Annotated in this window: 11 protein-coding genes; 5 read left to right on the plus strand and 6 right to left on the minus strand. The window is 45.1% G+C overall.

Going from position 1 to position 17677, the window contains the following annotated elements; genetic code table 11:
- Positions 1–83: 83 nt before the first annotated feature.
- The 6 genes from kdpB to NT010_03470 form a co-directional block, all read right to left on the minus strand.
- Positions 84–2105, minus strand: coding sequence for a potassium-transporting ATPase subunit KdpB (gene kdpB, locus NT010_03445; GenBank protein MCX5805113.1), 2022 nt, complete (start codon positions 2103–2105; stop codon positions 84–86).
- A 13-nt stretch (positions 2106–2118) separates the two neighbouring features.
- Positions 2119–3921: a potassium-transporting ATPase subunit KdpA gene (kdpA, locus tag NT010_03450; protein ID MCX5805114.1), complete on the minus strand. Its 1803-nt coding sequence runs from the start codon at positions 3919–3921 to the stop codon at positions 2119–2121.
- Positions 3922–4103: 182 nt separating this feature from the next.
- Positions 4104–5954, minus strand: a complete 1851-nt coding sequence (locus NT010_03455) for an ATP-binding protein (protein MCX5805115.1) — start codon at positions 5952–5954, stop codon at positions 4104–4106.
- 189 nt (positions 5955–6143) lie between these two features.
- Positions 6144–6800, minus strand: a complete 657-nt coding sequence (locus NT010_03460) for a cysteine hydrolase (GenBank protein MCX5805116.1) — start codon at positions 6798–6800, stop codon at positions 6144–6146.
- A gap of 236 nt (positions 6801–7036) precedes the next feature.
- Positions 7037–8401, minus strand: coding sequence for a sigma-54 dependent transcriptional regulator (locus tag NT010_03465; GenBank protein ID MCX5805117.1), 1365 nt, complete (start codon positions 8399–8401; stop codon positions 7037–7039).
- Between the two features lie 383 nt (positions 8402–8784).
- Positions 8785–9906 carry an AAA family ATPase gene (locus NT010_03470; GenBank protein ID MCX5805118.1) on the minus strand — a complete coding sequence of 374 codons (1122 nt, stop codon included), beginning with the start codon at positions 9904–9906 and terminating at the stop codon, positions 8785–8787.
- Positions 9907–10142: 236 nt separating this feature from the next.
- Between NT010_03470 and purB the strand changes: the two genes are divergently transcribed.
- The 5 genes from purB (at position 10143) to NT010_03495 (ending at position 17677) form a co-directional block, all read left to right on the plus strand.
- Positions 10143–11435: an adenylosuccinate lyase gene (purB, locus tag NT010_03475; GenBank protein ID MCX5805119.1), complete on the plus strand. Its 1293-nt coding sequence runs from the start codon at positions 10143–10145 to the stop codon at positions 11433–11435.
- Between the two features lie 453 nt (positions 11436–11888).
- On the plus strand, positions 11889–13022 hold the full coding sequence (locus NT010_03480) for a Fic family protein (protein MCX5805120.1): 1134 nt from the start codon (positions 11889–11891) through the stop codon (positions 13020–13022).
- 37 nt (positions 13023–13059) lie between these two features.
- A complete protein-coding gene (gene radC, locus NT010_03485; protein MCX5805121.1) occupies positions 13060–13755 on the plus strand; it encodes a DNA repair protein RadC in 696 nt (231 codons plus the stop codon).
- 36 nt (positions 13756–13791) lie between these two features.
- Positions 13792–16449 carry an N-6 DNA methylase gene (locus NT010_03490; protein MCX5805122.1) on the plus strand — a complete coding sequence of 886 codons (2658 nt, stop codon included), beginning with the start codon at positions 13792–13794 and terminating at the stop codon, positions 16447–16449.
- Positions 16442–17677 carry a restriction endonuclease subunit S gene (locus NT010_03495; protein ID MCX5805123.1) on the plus strand — a complete coding sequence of 412 codons (1236 nt, stop codon included), beginning with the start codon at positions 16442–16444 and terminating at the stop codon, positions 17675–17677. The genes NT010_03490 and NT010_03495 overlap by 8 nt, the downstream gene beginning before the upstream one ends.

Below are 17677 nucleotides of genomic sequence, written 5' to 3' on the forward strand. Positions count from 1 at the left end.
AGAACAGCAAGGGATGCTGTAGCGATTAAAGAGATGCGAAGCTCAATGAGTAAGTTTTTCATGTTCCTTTTCTCCTCCTCATCCTATATAAGATGAAGTGCGTTTATGATAATGTCGACCAGTTTTATGCCTGGAAAAGGTGCTATGAGCCCGCCGAGACCGTAGATCAGAAGATTACGTTTTAAGAGCATGGCTGCTCCCAGCGGGCGAAACCGTACGCCGCGCAAGGCAAGAGGAATAAGGGCGACAATGATCAACGCGTTAAAGATGACGGCGCTCAGTATTGCGCTGCTGGGGGACTTAAGCGCCATGATATTGAGCGGTGCAATGACAGGAAAAACAGTTACCAGCATAGCCGGGATGATGGCAAAATACTTGGCCACGTCATTGGCGATACTGAAGGTTGTCAGGGCTCCACGGGTAATGAGCATCTGTTTGCCGATCTCCACGACCTCGATCAGCTTGGTGGGATTCGAATCAAGGTCCACCATGTTTCCTGCTTCCTTGGCAGCCTGTGTTCCCGTATTCATGGCCATCCCCACATCTGCCTGGGCAAGGGCAGGGGCGTCATTCGTGCCGTCGCCGGTCATGGCGACAAGATGTCCTGCTGCCTGTTCCCTTCGAATTAATGCCAGTTTGTCTTCAGGCCTTGCTTCAGCAATAAAATCGTCCACGCCTGCTTCCTTTGCTATGGCAGCCGCGGTAAGTTTGTTGTCGCCGGTAATCATCACTGTTTTTATTCCCATTGCTCTGAACCGTTCAAAACGATCTTTAAGTCCGCCTTTTACAATGTCTTTGAGGTGTATAGCACCGAGGACCCTTTCCTTGTCGGCAACAAGTAAAGGAGTGCCTCCTGAGAGTGAGATAAAATCAACAGCATCCTGCACCTCTATTGGAACGCTGCCTCCGACAAAAGACTGTATTGCATCAGCAGCGCCCTTTCGTATCTGCCTATCGTCGATATCTACCCCGCTCATCCTTGTCTGTGCTGAAAAAGAGATGAATTTTGCATGGGGCATCTCGGAAATTGAGCGACCCCTGAGGCCATACTGTTTTGCAAGAACAACAATACTCCTGCCCTCGGGTGTTTCATCGGCCAGAGATGCGAGTTGTGCAATCTTTGCCAGTTCCTCTTTTGTAATTCCCGGTGCCGGCATAAAGTCTGTTGCCTGACGGTCTCCCAGGGTAATTGTTCCTGTTTTGTCGAGAAGCAGTACATCTACATCGCCTGCCGCTTCCACAGCTCGTCCGCTCATGGCAAGAACGTTTTTCTGCACCATCCGGTCAATACCTGCAATACCGATGGCGCTTAATAGTCCGCCGATAGTGGTCGGAATCAAGCAGACCATTAGTGCCACAAGCACGGTGATGGAAAAGACGATGCCCGAATAGGAACCAAAGGGCTTCAAGGCCATAACGACAACGATGAAGATAATCGTCAGGGCCGAAAGGAGGATTGTCAGAGCGATTTCATTCGGTGTTTTCTGACGTTGTGCACCTTCCACAAGACTGATCATATGATCGAGAAAACTCTCGCCGGGATTGGCGGTGACGCGGACTTTGATCCGATCGGAGAGAACCCGTGTGCCGCCGGTAACTGCGCTCCTATCACCCCCTGACTCCCGTATGACAGGGGCGGATTCGCCTGTAATAGCAGATTCGTCTACAGTAGCAAAGCCTTCAATAATTTCGCCATCGGCAGGTATAACTTCTCCGGCGGACACGATAAAAAGGTCGTTCTTTCGTAATTGATCCGCCCCTAACGGTTGGGTTGAACCGTCGGCCTTGACAAGATTTGCCATGGTTTGGGTGCGTGTCTTTCGCAGGGTATTGGCCTGGGCCTTGCCTCGTCCCTCAGCCATAGCTTCTGCAAAGTTAGCAAAGAGCACGGTAAACCAGAGCCAGAGCGTTACCTGAAGTACAAACGCAAAAGATTCACTGCCGGACCTGAAAAACAATGCCAGAGTAGTGAGGCCGGCCCCCACTTCAGTGACAAATATGACGGGATTTTTTAGCAGCGACCGTGGATTTAGTTTTCTGAAGGCATCGGCAGATGCCTGAATAATAATCTCACGGTCAAAAAGAGAATGAGTTTTCAAAGCCATAGTTTATACTCCTTTAGTATAAAACGGCAGTTTTCATCATGAGAAAATGCTCCACAATGGGACCGAGTGCAAGAGCCGGCAGGAATGTGAGGGCGCCCACTATGAGGACTGTTCCCACCAGAATTAGCGTAAACATAACTCCCCACACGGGGAAACTTCCTCCTGTTGAAGGGATCAGTTTCTTCCTTGCCATGCTTCCTGCCAGAGCCATAACAGGCACAATCATAAAAAAACGTCCAAAAAGCATGCCAAGGGCCAATGTCATGTTATACAATGGAGTATTGGCGTTCAAACCCGCGAAGGCGCTTCCGTTATTACCTGTGGCGGATGAATATGCATATAGTATCTCGGTCAGGCCGTGAGGTCCGCTGTTGTTCAAGCCTGCAAGGCCCCATTTGCTGACTATTGCCCATGCAGAAAACCCGAGGATGCTGAAAATCAGTATGAGTAGTGCCAGGACAGAGACTTTCACGTCATAGGAGTCGATCTTCTTTCCCAAATATTCAGGAGTGCGTCCCACCATAAGACCTGTGAGAAATACGGCAAGCACCACAAAGACAAGCATTCCATAAAGTCCGGCGCCTACGCCGCCGAAGACCACCTCGCCCAGTTGAATGTTAAACAGCGGAACCAGGCCTCCGAGAGGCGTAAAAGAGTCGTGCATGGAGTTGACTGCACCGCAGGAGGCATCAGTAGTAACCACAGCAAAAAGGGCGGAATTGAAAATGCCGAAACGGATCTCCTTTCCCTCCATGTTTCCGCTTACAGGGTCTATCCCTAATGCATGGAGCCTCGGGTTGCCCGCACTTTCAGCAGACCAGCAGACCAGAACGGCAACAATGAAAAGTATTGCCATGGCGCTCCAGACTGTCCAGCCATGCTGCTGTTTTTTTACCGTGCGTCCGAGATAATAGGTAAGGCCGCTGGGGATTAGAAAGATCGACAGCATCTGGAGGAAATTGGACAAAGGCGTCGGATTCTCATAAGGGTACGCTGCATTAGCATTGAAAAACCCGCCTCCATTCGTTCCGAGCATCTTGATCGCTACTTGAGAAGCAACAGGTCCCTGCGGAATGATCTGATCCCTGACTTCCTGAGTTTCCATTATTGCATTTCCCTTATTGTCCTTCATCTCGTTGCCTGCAACATCTTTTTTGGGTGTCTGGACAACGGCAGTTTCGATAAGACTCGTTTTTTCGTATGCCTTGAAGTTCTGGATCATACCCTGCGATATGAGGAAAACAGCAAAAATCAGGCAGATGGGCAAAAGCAGATAAAGGTTTATCCTGACCAGGTCAACCCAGAAATTGCCAATTGTTTTCATAGAATGGTGTGCAATGCCCCGCACAAGGGCTGCGGCCACAGCAATCCCCACGGCTGCCGAGGTAAAATTATGGAAGGTAAGTCCCACCATTTGAGAAAAATAGGATAGGGTTGACTCGCCGGCGTAATTCTGCCAGTTTGTATTGGTGGTAAAACTGGCCGCCGTATTAAAGGCCAGATCAGGGCTGACAGATCCGAAACCCTGCGGATTAAGGGGCAGAATATGCTGGAGTCGGAGGATGGCATAAGTGAACAGGAATCCCGCAAGGCTGAAGGAGAGCATTGATACGGTATAACGCTTCCAGTCCTGTTCTTTGCCAGGGTCCACGCGGAACAGACGATAAAACAGACGTTCCACAGGCCGCAAAACAGGATCGAGGGAGGTCCTGCCCTCGGCATCGAGTACGCGGACGAGGTAGAGACCCATCGGTTTGGTAAGGGCAAGGAGCAGAACAATATAAAGTGTCAGTTGAATCCATCCGAAAATGTTCATTTATCTGTGTCCCCTCTAAAATTTCTCAGGTCGGAGGACTGTTGCAAGCAGGTATCCGATCAGGATAATTCCTATAAAAGCTCCGAATAAGTCAGCCATGTTTTAAAACCTCCTGCAGGCATCCGCGTATAGCGCGCATAGCCCGAAAAAAACAATTGCGATAAAGATGTAAACAAGATCGATCATGAATGATGCTCCTTTTTAGAGATTTGGTCTGTTCTTTTAAGTGTAAAAGTAAAGGTGCTGCCTTTCCCCTCGTGGCTCTCTGCGCGTATTGTCCCGCCGTGTGCTTCCACGATCTCCTTTACAATGGCAAGACCGAGTCCTGCACCGGTCTCCTTTTTTTGTTTCGGAACACGGAAGAATTGTTCGAAGAGTCTGTCAAGATATTCTGCAGGAATGCCCCTGCCGGTATCGGAAACTTTGAAAAAGACCCATCGGTTATCTGCAGAGGCGGAAACGGTAATTATTCCGCCCGGATTAGTATACCGCAGCGCGTTTCCAAGGAGGTTGGAAAAGACCTGGTTTATCTGCATAGGATCTGCCCAAACTTCAGGCAGGTCATGGGAAAGTTCTGTCCGAAGCTCTATCCCTCTGTCATGTGCCGACAGCGTATAGATATCGACAGCATCAAGGACAATTGTATTGGGAGAGATTGTCTGAAAATGCATAGTGACCTTTCCCGATTCCATCCGGCTGATATCGAGGAGACTGCTGAGTATGTCATTAAGTCTGTCGCTGTCTTCTCTTGCCACGAGTAAGAGTTCAACCTGTTTATCGGTGAGATGCCCCGGGCTTTCATTCTCTTCGAGCAGCAGATGGATCGCCATGCGAATGGATGTGAGTGGTGTCTTCAACTGATGCGATACCGTTGATATGATTCCTTTTTTCAACTCGTCCTGTTGCCTCAACTGTGTAACATCTTTGAGCGCCAGCATAACGCCGGTGGGTTGCCCTTTAGCATCTTTGATAGGTATTGCTTCAGGCCGAAAGAAACGTTCTTCCCCTTTTACAAATTGCTGAATTATCGTTTTTCCGTTTTCCGGAACTGTAATATGCCCACTTTTCAGGGCGCCCTTGAAAATATCTAAAATAAGAGGAAACTGAATGTCCTGCATCCTGATATCCGGTTTTAATCCGAATATGTCTCTTGCCGATGCTGTTGCCAATTCTATTCGGCCATCGAAATCTATAACAGCAATGGCATCAGGAAGACTGTTAAATGCCTGCTGTGTGGCCTGTTGTATCCTCACGAGTCTGGCCTGGTCTGAGCGGCGGAATTCACGTAGGTTTGCAGTCATTGCATTGAAAGACTCGGAAAGGTAGCCTATTTCATCATGTGAGCTGCTTTGCACAATAAGATCAAGATTCCCCCGTCCGATCTCATTGGTGGATTTTATAAGACGGTTAATGGGACGGAGAATCCATCGGCCGGTGAAGTACACGAATCCTGATGCTGTGATAATGCCTACGAAGAGGAGAATATACATTTGCCTTCGTGCATTTGCCGCATCTTTACGGGCATGGTTGTTGGCATCGCTCATGTTCTGCTGATTCATATGAAGAATTTCATCGGCTTTATCCTTAATCTGCTGGAACGCGGGAAGAAGATCCCTGAAGTAAACATTACGCCTGAAAACCGGCGGCGTGCTTCTGTCCTCAATGCTCTCAAGGCCTTTTTTATACTGCTTGAAAATCTCCTGGAGAAGGGCTGCCTTTTCATCTTCTCCGGGTACGGTGATATTATTTAATTCAGTCTGAAGCGCCTTCTCAAAGACAATCAAATTTTTACTGATAAGCTCTTTGCCTTTTTCCGTATCTCCCAGCAACGTAAAGAGAATCCCACTGTCGATCCGTTCCAGGGCCTCCTTCATTTCCTGACATGCAATGACGCTACGGTAGTTTTCCCGCAATATTACATCAATAGACTCTCCCAATCGGGAAAGGTGCAGGATGCCCTGAATCCCGATCACCATCATGATGAGTAAGAGACCACCGAACCCAAGAGAAAGCTTCTGACGAATTCCCATCATCGTTAAACCTCCACTAAAATGTTATAAGAGCAAGGATTGTGCCGGAGGGTTATTTTTTTAAACTATATGATATTGTTGGATATGTTAAAAATGAAGTAATGTCTAATATTGCAATTTTCAATAAACCTGAGAAAAATATATTTCAAATTGCAAGGCGGATATTTGTTATCCGTGGCAATATAGATTTTGTTAGTACTTAATCATGTCAATCATTGTCAGTACCGACTGATTCGATATAAGAGGGGCATTCGCCATATTCCAGGCAACATATTGCTCGGCATAAGTGTTTTCAGCAGATATGCCATCCACGGGCAAAATGACCTGCATTCCCCTCAATGCTGCTTCGCTGGCCGTGTAAAGAACTGCACCGTGTGCCGCTGTTCCTGTTGCAATGACGGTTTTTATACCTTTTTCTTTAAGGATTTTCTCAAGGTTTGTCCCTAAAAATTTATCAGGTCCCGATATTACCACAGGTTCATTTCCGAGAGGCATTAATTCCTTTGCAATATCGGTAACAGCAGCGCCTGGAGAAAGGCTGTACAACACATAAACACCCCTGGCACGCGCCTCTGTGAGAAGCTTTTGGACCTTCGGAATTGAAGAAATACAACGGGGGCGGCGGTCGGAGTTACATGTCTGCTTATTGAAATCAAGGAGCAGAAGCGCCGTAACATTCGGATCAATAGTCACTGGTTTTAATTCCGGTGCAGGAGGGGTTTTCACTGTGTTCCATTCTTCAATAATAGTCTGCGCTGATACAGGGCAGCAAAAAAAAGTTATTGTACAGATAAGGCACCAGACTAAAAATGTGGGCTGCCGATATAAATTAATTTGTACCCTCTTCATTTTTGCCTCCTTTTAATTCCGTGAAATGTTAATCATAAAAAACATTAAGTTGCAACTGGTAAAAATGTCTTAAGGTTACCTATTTCTTGAGCGGGTTTATTGTTTTATATCCAGGCAATTTTGCAACATTGCATAGATTTTCATCTGAAGCCGCACATATCCAACCTTTTTTTGCGATAGAGTCCCGTCCTCTTCATTAAAGAATTTAACAAGCACAGATGTGTCAAAAAAGAGTTTCAGATCCCATACTTCTTGCGCCGCCGCCAGAGTGTTGCCTGATCGACGCCGAGAATTCCGGCTGCTTCCTGAAGCGATGTCGCGGCAGCAAGAACCAGCCTGATGTGCTGTTCCTCGATTTTATCCAGAGCAATCGGGTCGCCTATACCGGGGGCTGTATTGTCCGGTAAGAGATTTGCTGGAAGGGACTCGATGCCGACCCGATTGCTCTGACAGAGGATTGCTGTTCGCTCAATAACATTGTTCAGTTCCCTTACATTCCCAGGCCAGTGATATTGTTTTAGCAAACGGAGTGCCTCATCTGTGAAGCCAAGAAAGGACCGATGGTTTGCCCTGCCATAGAATGCCAATAATTTTTCTGCCATGGTAGCAATATCGTCTGGGCGTTCGCGTAGCGGCGGAAATTCGATCTGAATAACATTGAGTCTGTAGAAGAGGTCTTCCCGGAATCTTCCGTCCGTTACTGCCCGTTCCAGATCCATGTTTGTTGCGGCAATGATCCTCACGTTTGCCTTACGGGTTATATAATCACCGACACGCTCATATTCCCTTTCCTGAACAAAACGCAAGAGCTTTGGCTGAAGAGAAACAGGCAGATCGCCTATTTCGTCAAGGAAAAGCGTACCGTTTTCACACGATGCAATGCGGCCGGGGTTGTCTCTGACAGCGCCGGTAAATGCCCCTTTCACATGTCCGAAAAGTTCGCTTTCCAGAAGCTCCGAGGAAAAGGAAGGACAGGAGACAATACTGAAGGGTTTATCGGCGCGGTTGCTCCAGGAATGAATAGAACGTGCAAGAACGGTTTTGCCTGTTCCGCTTTCCCCACGGAGGAGGATGGTGGCATTTGACGAGGCCGCCCTGTGCGCCAGATTTATTGCATTTTGCATAACCTGACTTTTACTTGAAAAATCTATTTCGGGGCGGGAACGTTCCAGATCTTCCTGAAGCACAGCAACCCGTTGTTCGAGCGTCCGCATTTCAAAAACCTTACGGACTGCCATTCTGACCTGAGCAGGGGTGAATGGCTTTGGAATATAATCAGCAGCTCCGCTTCTCATTGCTTCAACCGCCGTGTCGATTGAAGCGTAAGCGGTAATGATGATGATCTTAACCCATGGGGTTGCAGCCAGTAAATGAGGTATGAGATCAAGGCCGTCGTCTGTTCCAAGTCTCAGATCAATGAACGCAAGATCAAAAGGTACCATCGAAGCTTCTTGCAGGGCATCCTGAAAGTTACTTACGGCAACAATCCTGTATCCCTCTGCTTCAAGACACATGGATAAAGTCTTGCGGATGTTTGCTTCATCATCCACAACAAGTATGCTTAATGGCTGGGCTTCTTGATTCGGGCCTTTTCTTGTCAAATTATCTCCATAAATATAAAGATACAGGATAAATCCGGGAAATTCAACAATCTGTAATACAAAAACTTCTTAACCGAGAAGTTTTTCCCAGGCCGCCAGAGCTGTCCCGGGTCTGTGTGCCTATGAACTGTTTTGTAAATTCAAAGGCTTAACGATGCGAACTACTGCAAATGTAAGAAAGTTCAGTGGAGTATAGATCATGACAATCTTTTATTTTTCCATATGGAAATAATTGAGAACCCAGGGAAAAAGGAGTTGCCCTGTCACAAGCGGACAAGGCAATAGGACAAAAAACAGATAAAATCTTTTTAGCAGGCTAAGGAGAATTTATCTGCTGAAATTAAAGAAACAACAATAAGAGCGAAAAAGACAGAATGCCGGGATCATTTCTTTTTCTGTTTTATTGCCATATGACGTTCATCATACAAAGGATTGCCGGTAATATTGACGTCGACCCTGATAAAAGGGGGAATATGTATTTTAGCCTCTTTTTTTATAGTTTCAAAGGGTTCGATCTTTAATACGGCGATGCCCTCATGCCTGCCTTTGTATCTGTCGAGTTCAAAGTGCTGGTTGTTCCATAGAAAGCAGGTACGTTCTTTTATAATAATATCTGTTTTAGAGTCTATGAGCTTTGTAAGATTGAGATACTCCTGTTCTGTAATAAGCCCCTCTTCTTCAATCGTTGTTTTTCTTGAAAGAAAATAAAGATAGGACCCGTTTTGTCCGCGCTTTCTGATTCTGATCTCTTCTTTCTTATTCCTGGAACGCAAATACATCTGCTCAATTTGTATTGTCTGGTGAGCCGGTATTTTTTCATATTGGACATTTTTAACAAGGAATTTCTCAGTTATAGGAAGAGGGGCCGGGAGTCCGAGAAAGTGAGAAATAGCAGAAAAAGTCCTGCTGATCTTGCCCTCAAAGTCAGTTGTATTGTCAATAATTTTAAAATGCGGATGGCCAAGCCAGCTCTCCCGTATCCTTTGATCGATATGGATCGCTTCTTCGGGTGTTTCTATTCTTGCCGGATTATTGTCTCCAGTATAATACTCAGGTGCTCCATCTGCTGCGGTAACAAGATGTATGACCCCGTTGTATCTGTCTCTCAGCTTGACCTCGCTCAGCCTCTTTCTCTTTATTATTTCCTTAAAATCATCATCCGGCATAAAAGCTTTTATGTCCATTATGCCCCTGTCGAGAAGGATAACCTTTTTTCTTTCCGGGAATACTCTCATAACCGTTTGTTTATAGGTTTCTTCGAAGGCAAGCTGCATGTCAAGTATAGCCTCTTCATATATTACCACCTGTTTCGATCTGTTCATTTTACGTCGGTCTATACCGCTGTTTGTTATTAAGGTCGCCGTTTCCGGTATGACAAAAATCATAAAACCGTTATCTGATAGTTTTTCTGTGAGGTATGCCAGAGAAGAACTTTTGCCTGAGCAGGGGCCTCCTGTGAGTACTATCATTTGAACAGGCTCGATCAATTGGGATGTGTTGTGCAAGTGTTATCTCCGATAAAGCAATTTCTTTGCTGCAATTTATCCTGTATGGCATGGGGTGTCAATTGTTTTGTAGTGTGTTTTGTTGACAATATTTTATCTATTGCATAATATATACCTGCCCACTGTTAATGGCAAGCCTTCGATGGCTGCCATATTAACGAGTTCTGCTCTCGGGCAAGGCATCTTAATGAGCTACGGGGAATTTACCCGTGAATATTAAACACATGAGGTAAAAAATGATAGAGCGTTATACACTCCAGAGAATGTCCCGTATATGGGAGGAAAAAAATAAATTTAAAAAATGGCTTGATATAGAGGTAGCCATTTGCGAAGCTTATGGGGAGTTATCCTTAATTCCGCAGGAAGACCTCAAAAACATTCAAGAAAAAGCTAATTTTGACATAAACAGAATCAATGAGATTGAAAAAAGGACAAAACACGATGTTGTGGCATTCATTGAATCCGTATCGGAATTTGTCGGTCTATCCTCAAAATACATTCATATGGGGGCAACCTCGTCGGACATACTCGATACATCCTTCTCATGTCTCCTGAAGGAAGCCGGTGATATTCTTATAGAGGACATTCTGTCTCTTATGGAAGTATTAAAGGAAAAAGCCTATAAGTACAAGACAACCCCGATGATCGGGAGAACTCATGGCATCCACGCGGAACCCATTACATTTGGTCTTAAAATGGCCCATTTTTATGATGAAATGAGAAGGAACCTCGAGCGCATGAAGGCAGCAAAGGATCGCATAAGCCATGGGAAAATTTCCGGCGCTGTCGGAACTTTTGCGCACGGTCAACCTTTTGTTGAAGAGTATGTCTGTAAAAAAATGGGCTTAAAGCCTGCGCCTGTATCAACACAGATTATTCCACGCGATTACTATGCGGAATTTTTTACTACTTTATCCATCATCGGTTCTTCTGTTGAAAAGATGTCTCTTGAAATTCGCAACCTCCAGAGAACGGAAGTCGGCGAAGCCGAAGAATTTTTTCAGAAAGGCCAGACAGGCTCATCAGCTATGCCGCATAAGAGAAATCCCATTGCCTCCGAGAATCTCTGCGGTCTTGCCAGACTGCTTAGGGGGTATGCCCTGTCAGCCCTTGAAAATATTGCCTTATGGCACGAGCGGGATATCAGCCATTCTTCTGTTGAAAGGGTTATTGCACCTGATGCCACCATACTCCTTGATTACATGCTGGAAAGGTTAAAAAACATGTATAAAAATCTTATTGTATATCCCGAAAGGATGCAGAAAAACATGGATATGTCAAAGGGATTGTACCATTCCGAGGCCATCCTTTTAAGCCTCATAAATAAGGGATTCACAAGACAGGAATCTTACAAGATTACCCAGAGAGTTGCCATGATGTGCTATGAAAACAACCTCGATTTTACGGAAGAAGTAAAGAAAGATGAGGAAATCGGAAAATATCTCAGCAAGACAGAGATTGAAGACATTATGAGCAACGATCATTATTTCAAATATGTAGATACGATTTTTAATCGAGTGTTCGGGTAAATTACAGACATTGTGTCTGTAATTTTGCAGCAATTTTTAATTTTTAAGTTGTTCATTTGGTCGATTGGCGGCATGATTGCAACGCGCATCTGCGGCGGTCTGCTTTACCTTGCGACTTTCGGACATACATCAGTATTATCCTTCGTCCAGCAAGAGCTCGCATCCCATCCACATCTATCGCATTCCTGCCATGCCGCCAATCACCCAACCCGTGCTGATCATCCCGGCTATTTTGCACCTTGATACTATACACTATTTATCCGTTGACACTCTCCTTTCTCTTTGATAGCATTAGGGAAAATTATTAAGAATGGGCAGTGTATTCAACGGAATTTTTGGCGGCATTCACGGTCTGATTTTACTTGCAACTGCACATATAAAATTATATATTTGCAGTAAATAGCTTTTCTGCAAATAAGACCAAACATTATTTGCAGAAAAAGGGTCTGGCACATGGACGTAAAGAATTTCAAGGCAGGTGCATATAAGCAGCAATACCAATACAAAAGCTTTATGCCGAATCCCGTTAATATCGACTGGCAGGTAAGCGATAGCGGGCTCATCAACCTCCTGAGCGAAGCTGACATCAAGCTGGGTGAACTGAACGCCTTTTCGGAACTGGTGCCGGACATCGACTTCTTTATCAAGATGCATGTAAGTAAAGAGGCCACCACTTCAAGTCGTATTGAAGGAACCCGGACAAATATTGCCGAGGCAGTGCAGAAGGCCGAATACATTGACCCTGAAAAGAGAAATGACTGGCAGGAGGTGCAAAATTACATTGAAGCTATGAACGAGGCCATCGACTCACTTGCCTCACTTCCCCTTTCCAACCGGTTGTTATGCAACACGCATACGACTTTGTTGCAGGGCGTACGCGGGAAGCATAAACAGCCGGGAAAGTTCCGTAAAAGTCAGAACTGGATCGGCGGTGCCACTCTTGCCGATGCATCATTTATTCCGCCACATCATGATGATCTACCGGAATTGATGTCTGACTTTGAAAAATTCCTGCATAACAAAAGCCACTCCGTTCCCCATCTCATCAGAATCGGTATAGCCCATTACCAGTTTGAAACGATCCATCCTTTTCTGGACGGCAACGGGAGAATTGGACGCCTTCTTATTACGCTCTATCTGGTGAGCGCAGGCCTCCTTTCCAGACCCACTTTGTACCTATCAGCCTTTTTTGAGAAAAACAGGCTTCTTTATTACGATAATCTGAACATGGTTCGAACCCGGAATGATCTGACGCAGTGGCTCAAATTCTTTCTGGAAGGGGTAAGACAGACAGCGTCCAGCTCTATAGAAACCTTCAGGTTGATCATTACCATGCGCCAGGAAATTGAGCAACGCACTATCATGACGCTGGGCAAAAAAACCCCGCTGGCCCAGAAGTTTCTTCATGAGTTGTATGGGAAACCTATTACAGATAGTCAGGAAACATCGAAGCAGCTTTCCATAAATCCTTCAACGGCGCTACGCCTTATTGAGGATTTTGTCAGGCTGGGAATACTCAAGGAGATCACCGGCCTAAAAAGAAACAGGGTTTTTGTCTTTGAGCGATATTTAAAGCTCTTTGAATGAGGGGGTATGACGAAAATATTTGAGGAATTGAGACGTGATGAAGGAAAACAGCACAACCGGCATTAAGAACTGGCCTAAGGATGACCGCCCCAGAGAAAGGCTGCTCAAGAAAGGCGCCGGGGCACTGACCAATTCCGAGCTTCTGGCAATTCTTTTGCGTACGGGTACTGAAGGCGCAAGCGCCATTGATCTGGCACGCCGGATTGTCGATAAGTTCGGCACCTTTCGTAATATGAGCCATACTGACATGCGTGAGTGGAAGGTATTGAAAGGCCTCGGCCCGGCCAAGATCGCTCAGATTATGGCTGCCCTTGAGATCGGACGCCGTTTCCGTGAAGACGAAGTTCTCAGTGCCAAACAGAAGATTGCCTCTGCTCAGGATATTGTCGATATAATACTGCCTCAGATACGCGACCTGAAAACTGAGGTATCGAAAGTTGTCTATCTGAACAGCGACAACAGAATCATCGACATTAGTGATGCTGCCACGGGCACGGTTAACCACGCGATGCCCATTGTCCGGGAAATCATCCATGCTGCCCTGCAAAAATTTGCAACGGCGATTATTTGCGTCCATAATCACCCAAGCGGAAATATTACCCCAAGCCCGGAAGATAAGAAATTTACGGAGCAACTTATTACTGCGGGAAAGCTTATGAATGTCAAGATACTGGATCATATTATCGTCGGTGACAGCAGCTATTTCAGCTTTACAGATGAAGGGATGATTTGATTCACAGTATTTACAATTAAGATTTATGGAGAATTAATGGCGACAAATAAATTATCACTTTCCCGCTTGGAAACATTCCTCGAAGAGGCTTGCGAGAGTTTAAGGGGCAACATGGATGCTTCCGAATACAAGGAATACATTATTGCCATGTTGTTTTTGAAGCGGGTAAACGACCAATTTGAAGTTCATAGAGACAGGCGAAAGAAGAAACTTACTGAAGAAAGGGGATTGAGTGAACCTGAAGTCATTTACGGAGAACTGGAAAGGCAAAACGCACCAGAATATGATTTTTATGTTCCGCTGGCAGCCCGCTGGAAAAAGCTGGACGGCGATCCCGATGTAAATGAGAAGGGCGAAACAATAAACTACATCAAAAACCTGCAGGAAGAAATCGGCGACCACCTGAACAAAGCCCTTGCCGCTTTAGAGGATGCCAACCTTGACAAGTTGGAAGGTGTTTTGAAATCGATCAACTTTAATCGCAGCATCGGGAAAAACAGCAAACAGATTACCGATGAAGATTTGCGGGATCTCATCCGTGAATTCAATAAAAAGAATCTGACCGATGACAATCTGGAATTTCCCGACTTAATGGGCGCTGCATATGAATACCTGATTAAATACTTTGCCGATAGTGCCGGAAAGAAGGCTGGAGAATTCTACACGCCCAATGAAGTGGTGCGGCTTCTGGTTAATATTCTTGAGCCGGCAGCGGATTCGGAAGTTTACGACCCCACCGTGGGCAGCGGCGGCATGCTCATAGAAAGCAAAAACTATGTGGAAAGCCGCTACGGTACTGCCAAAAACCTTTCACTTTACGGACAGGAAAAAAGCGGCACGGTCTGGGGTTTATGTAAGATGAACATGCTATTTCATTCCATCTACGACAGCAAAATATTGAACGGTGATACCTTAACGAATCCGCTGCACACGGAAAATGGTGAATTGAAAACCTTCGATGTTGTGATTGCCAATCCGCCTTTCTCGCAGAACTATACAAAAGACGGCATGAAGTTCAAAGAACGCTTCAATTTCTGGATGCCCACAAAAGGTAAGGCCGATTTCATGTTTGTGCAGCACATGGTGGCCAGCGTCAATAATGCCGGACGTATGGCGGTGGTCATGCCGCACGGCGTTTTATTTCGCGGCGGCGACGAACGCAAGTTCCGGGAATGGCTCATAAACCGAGGCTATCTGGAAGCGGTGATCGGTTTACCCCCTGCATTATTTTACGGAACAGGCATTCCCGCGAGCGTGATTGTGATCAACAAGAAAGATGCTCATCTCCGGGATAAAGTGCTTTTCATCAATGCCGACCGTGAATACAGGGAAGGTAAAAATCAAAACAAACTCCGGCCGGAAGACATTGAAAAAATCGCCTTTGTTTATCGCCATAAAATAGAGATTCCCAAATACAGCAAGTTGGTCGGCAAAAACAAAGCCATTGATGAACTGAGCAATTTAGAGAGTGAAGAATACAATCTGAACATTCGCCGGTTTGTGGACAACGCGCCACCCGCCGAACCACATGATGTGCATGCGCATCTGCAAGGCGGCATTCCTGAAAGTGAAGTGCAGGCTCTGGCAGATGGATTTGCCAGCTATCCCAGATTGAATGATCAACTCTTCATCCGATTGAAAGACGGCTATCTGAAATTTACCGCTGCCATTGCCCAAAAAGAAGACATCAAGAAACTGTTCGATGAAAGCGAAAGCATCATAGCCACGCAAGCCCAATACACCATTCAATTAAACGGCTGGTGGAATGCCGTGGTGCCGGATTTTGAAGCCCTGCCTGAAAACAAGAATGTCTTTGAACTCTACCGCAAGTTTTCGGAAAGTTTTTCCACGGCTATTGCTGAACTTACAACGGGGGAGAAAGCAGTGTTGGACAACTTCCAGAGCCGGGGCGCTTTGGCCTCGTATTGGAGCCAGTTGAATATTGACTTGAAAAGTGTAGCGGCCAGCGGTTGGAACGCTGAATTGATACCCGATGATGAAATACTGGAAAGCCAGTATCCCGACGTATTAAAAGAACTGAGGGCCAACGAAGCCCGGAAGGAAGAACTGCAAGCCCTGTTTACCGAAGTAAACGAACTGGAAGATGACGTCTGGAATGAAGAAGATTACGAAGTATGGCGCAGCAAGGAACTAAAGGAACACAAAGACGGCATTAAAGCCCTCAAAGGTGAACGCAAAGAGGCAGACAAGGAATACAAGAATCTGCTGAAAAGAATTAAGGCCAACGAAAAGGCTTTAAAACAGCAGCCCCAATTAGCGGTAAAAATCGCAGCACTAAAAGTAGAGGCAGAAAAGTTTGCCGCTGAAGTGGAACGCCTGGATGCCATGATTGAGGCGGACGAACAACGCATTGCCAAACACACCGAACGGGAAGAAGAATTGAAGCAATGCAAAAAGAAAATCAAGGAGATAAAAGACCGCAAACAGGATTTAGTTGACCTCGCCAGACTAAGCATAACGCCCGAAGAAGCCAAAGAGCTGATTTTAAGCCGGTGGAAGGCAACCTTGCACGAAACCATACACGGCTATCTGCAAAGCCATAGCCGACAACTGCTGCTGGCAGTGGAAAACCTGCATTACAAATATACTGTTCCTCTGCACGCTATTTTATCGGAGAGAGAAAAAGAAACAGAATTGTTGAATAGTTTTTTAATGGAGTTGGGGTATGAGTAGAGTAACTGAAAATGTTTTTCAGAAAAATCTGACAGAAATATCTGGCTTTGATTATATACCTGAAGGGTGGGAAGCACATCTCATTCAAGATATTTTTGAAATTGGAAGAGGCCGAGTAATTAGCCAAAATGAAATAAACGAACACCCAGGTAATTATCCGGTTTATTCATCGCAATCGTTTAACAATGGTGTGATGGGAACCATTGATACTTTTGATTTTGAAGGAGAATATTTAACTTGGACAACAGATGGTGCTTATGCAGGAACTGTATTTCATAGAACAGGTAAATTCAGCTGCACAAATGTTTGTGGTACTTTAAAGGCTAATGAGAAGAAAGTATTTACAAAGTTTTTCTTATATCATCTTGGAAAAATATCAAAACGATATGTTTCTTACATAGGAAATCCAAAGTTGATGAACGATATAATGGCAAATATTGCTATTACAGTTCCATCACTTTCCACTCAACGTGACATTGTCCGCATCCTTTCAACCTGCGATGGGGTGATAGAAAAAACACAAGCTGCCATAGCCAAATACAAAGCCATTAAACAAGGCATGCTGCACGATTTATTTACCCGTGGAATTGATATTACCACCGGCAAACTCCGCCCCAAATATGAAGATACACCGGATTTGTATAAAGAGAGCAAATTGGGAATGGTGCCTAATGAATGGGAAGAAAAAACGATAGGTGAAGTATGCTCAATGAAAAGTGGCGAAGGAATAACATCAAAATCAATTTCTGAAATTGAAGATTATCCAGTTTATGGCGGAAACGGATTAAGAGGATTCACCTCAAGCTTTACACATGAGGGTGAATACATCTTAGTAGGAAGACAGGGTGCATTATGCGGTAACGTTACAAGAGTGAGGGGTAAATTTTATGCATCGGAACATGCTGTTGTTGTGACCGTGGAAAATGAAATAAATGTCGATTGGCTTTTTCACCAATTAGAGGATAAAAATCTTAATCAATATTCTGAGGCATCAGCCCAACCTGGTTTATCAGTAAATAAAATATTGAAACTTCCAATTATAAAACCGTCATTTGATGAACAAAATAAAATTGCAGAACGTTTATTATCCATTGACCAAAAACACCACACCGAACAAACCTACCTGCAAAAGCTGCAACAGTTAAAAGCAGGTTTGATGGGCGATTTGTTGAGTGGGAAGAAAGTGGTTAAAGTGCCCGTAGAAGCAATAACGCAAACGGAGAATTAA

The sequence above is a fragment of the Pseudomonadota bacterium genome (assembly GCA_026388275.1).
Taxonomy (GTDB): domain Bacteria; phylum Desulfobacterota; class Syntrophorhabdia; order Syntrophorhabdales; family Syntrophorhabdaceae; genus JAPLKB01.

What these genes read in the sequence shown, in the direction of transcription:
- kdpA (MCX5805114.1), bottom strand. Translation starts at nt 3,921, where the DNA reads ATGAACATTTTCGGATGGATTCAACTGACACTTTATATTGTTCTGCTC.
- NT010_03455 (MCX5805115.1), bottom strand. Translation starts at nt 5,954, where the DNA reads ATGATGGGAATTCGTCAGAAGCTTTCTCTTGGGTTCGGTGGTCTCTTA.
- NT010_03480 (MCX5805120.1), top strand. Translation starts at nt 11,889, where the DNA reads ATGGACGTAAAGAATTTCAAGGCAGGTGCATATAAGCAGCAATACCAA.
- purB (MCX5805119.1), top strand. Translation starts at nt 10,143, where the DNA reads ATGATAGAGCGTTATACACTCCAGAGAATGTCCCGTATATGGGAGGAA.
- kdpB (MCX5805113.1), bottom strand. Translation starts at nt 2,105, where the DNA reads ATGGCTTTGAAAACTCATTCTCTTTTTGACCGTGAGATTATTATTCAG.
- NT010_03495 (MCX5805123.1), top strand. Translation starts at nt 16,442, where the DNA reads ATGAGTAGAGTAACTGAAAATGTTTTTCAGAAAAATCTGACAGAAATA.
- NT010_03460 (MCX5805116.1), bottom strand. Translation starts at nt 6,800, where the DNA reads ATGAAGAGGGTACAAATTAATTTATATCGGCAGCCCACATTTTTAGTC.
- NT010_03490 (MCX5805122.1), top strand. Translation starts at nt 13,792, where the DNA reads ATGGCGACAAATAAATTATCACTTTCCCGCTTGGAAACATTCCTCGAA.
- radC (MCX5805121.1), top strand. Translation starts at nt 13,060, where the DNA reads ATGAAGGAAAACAGCACAACCGGCATTAAGAACTGGCCTAAGGATGAC.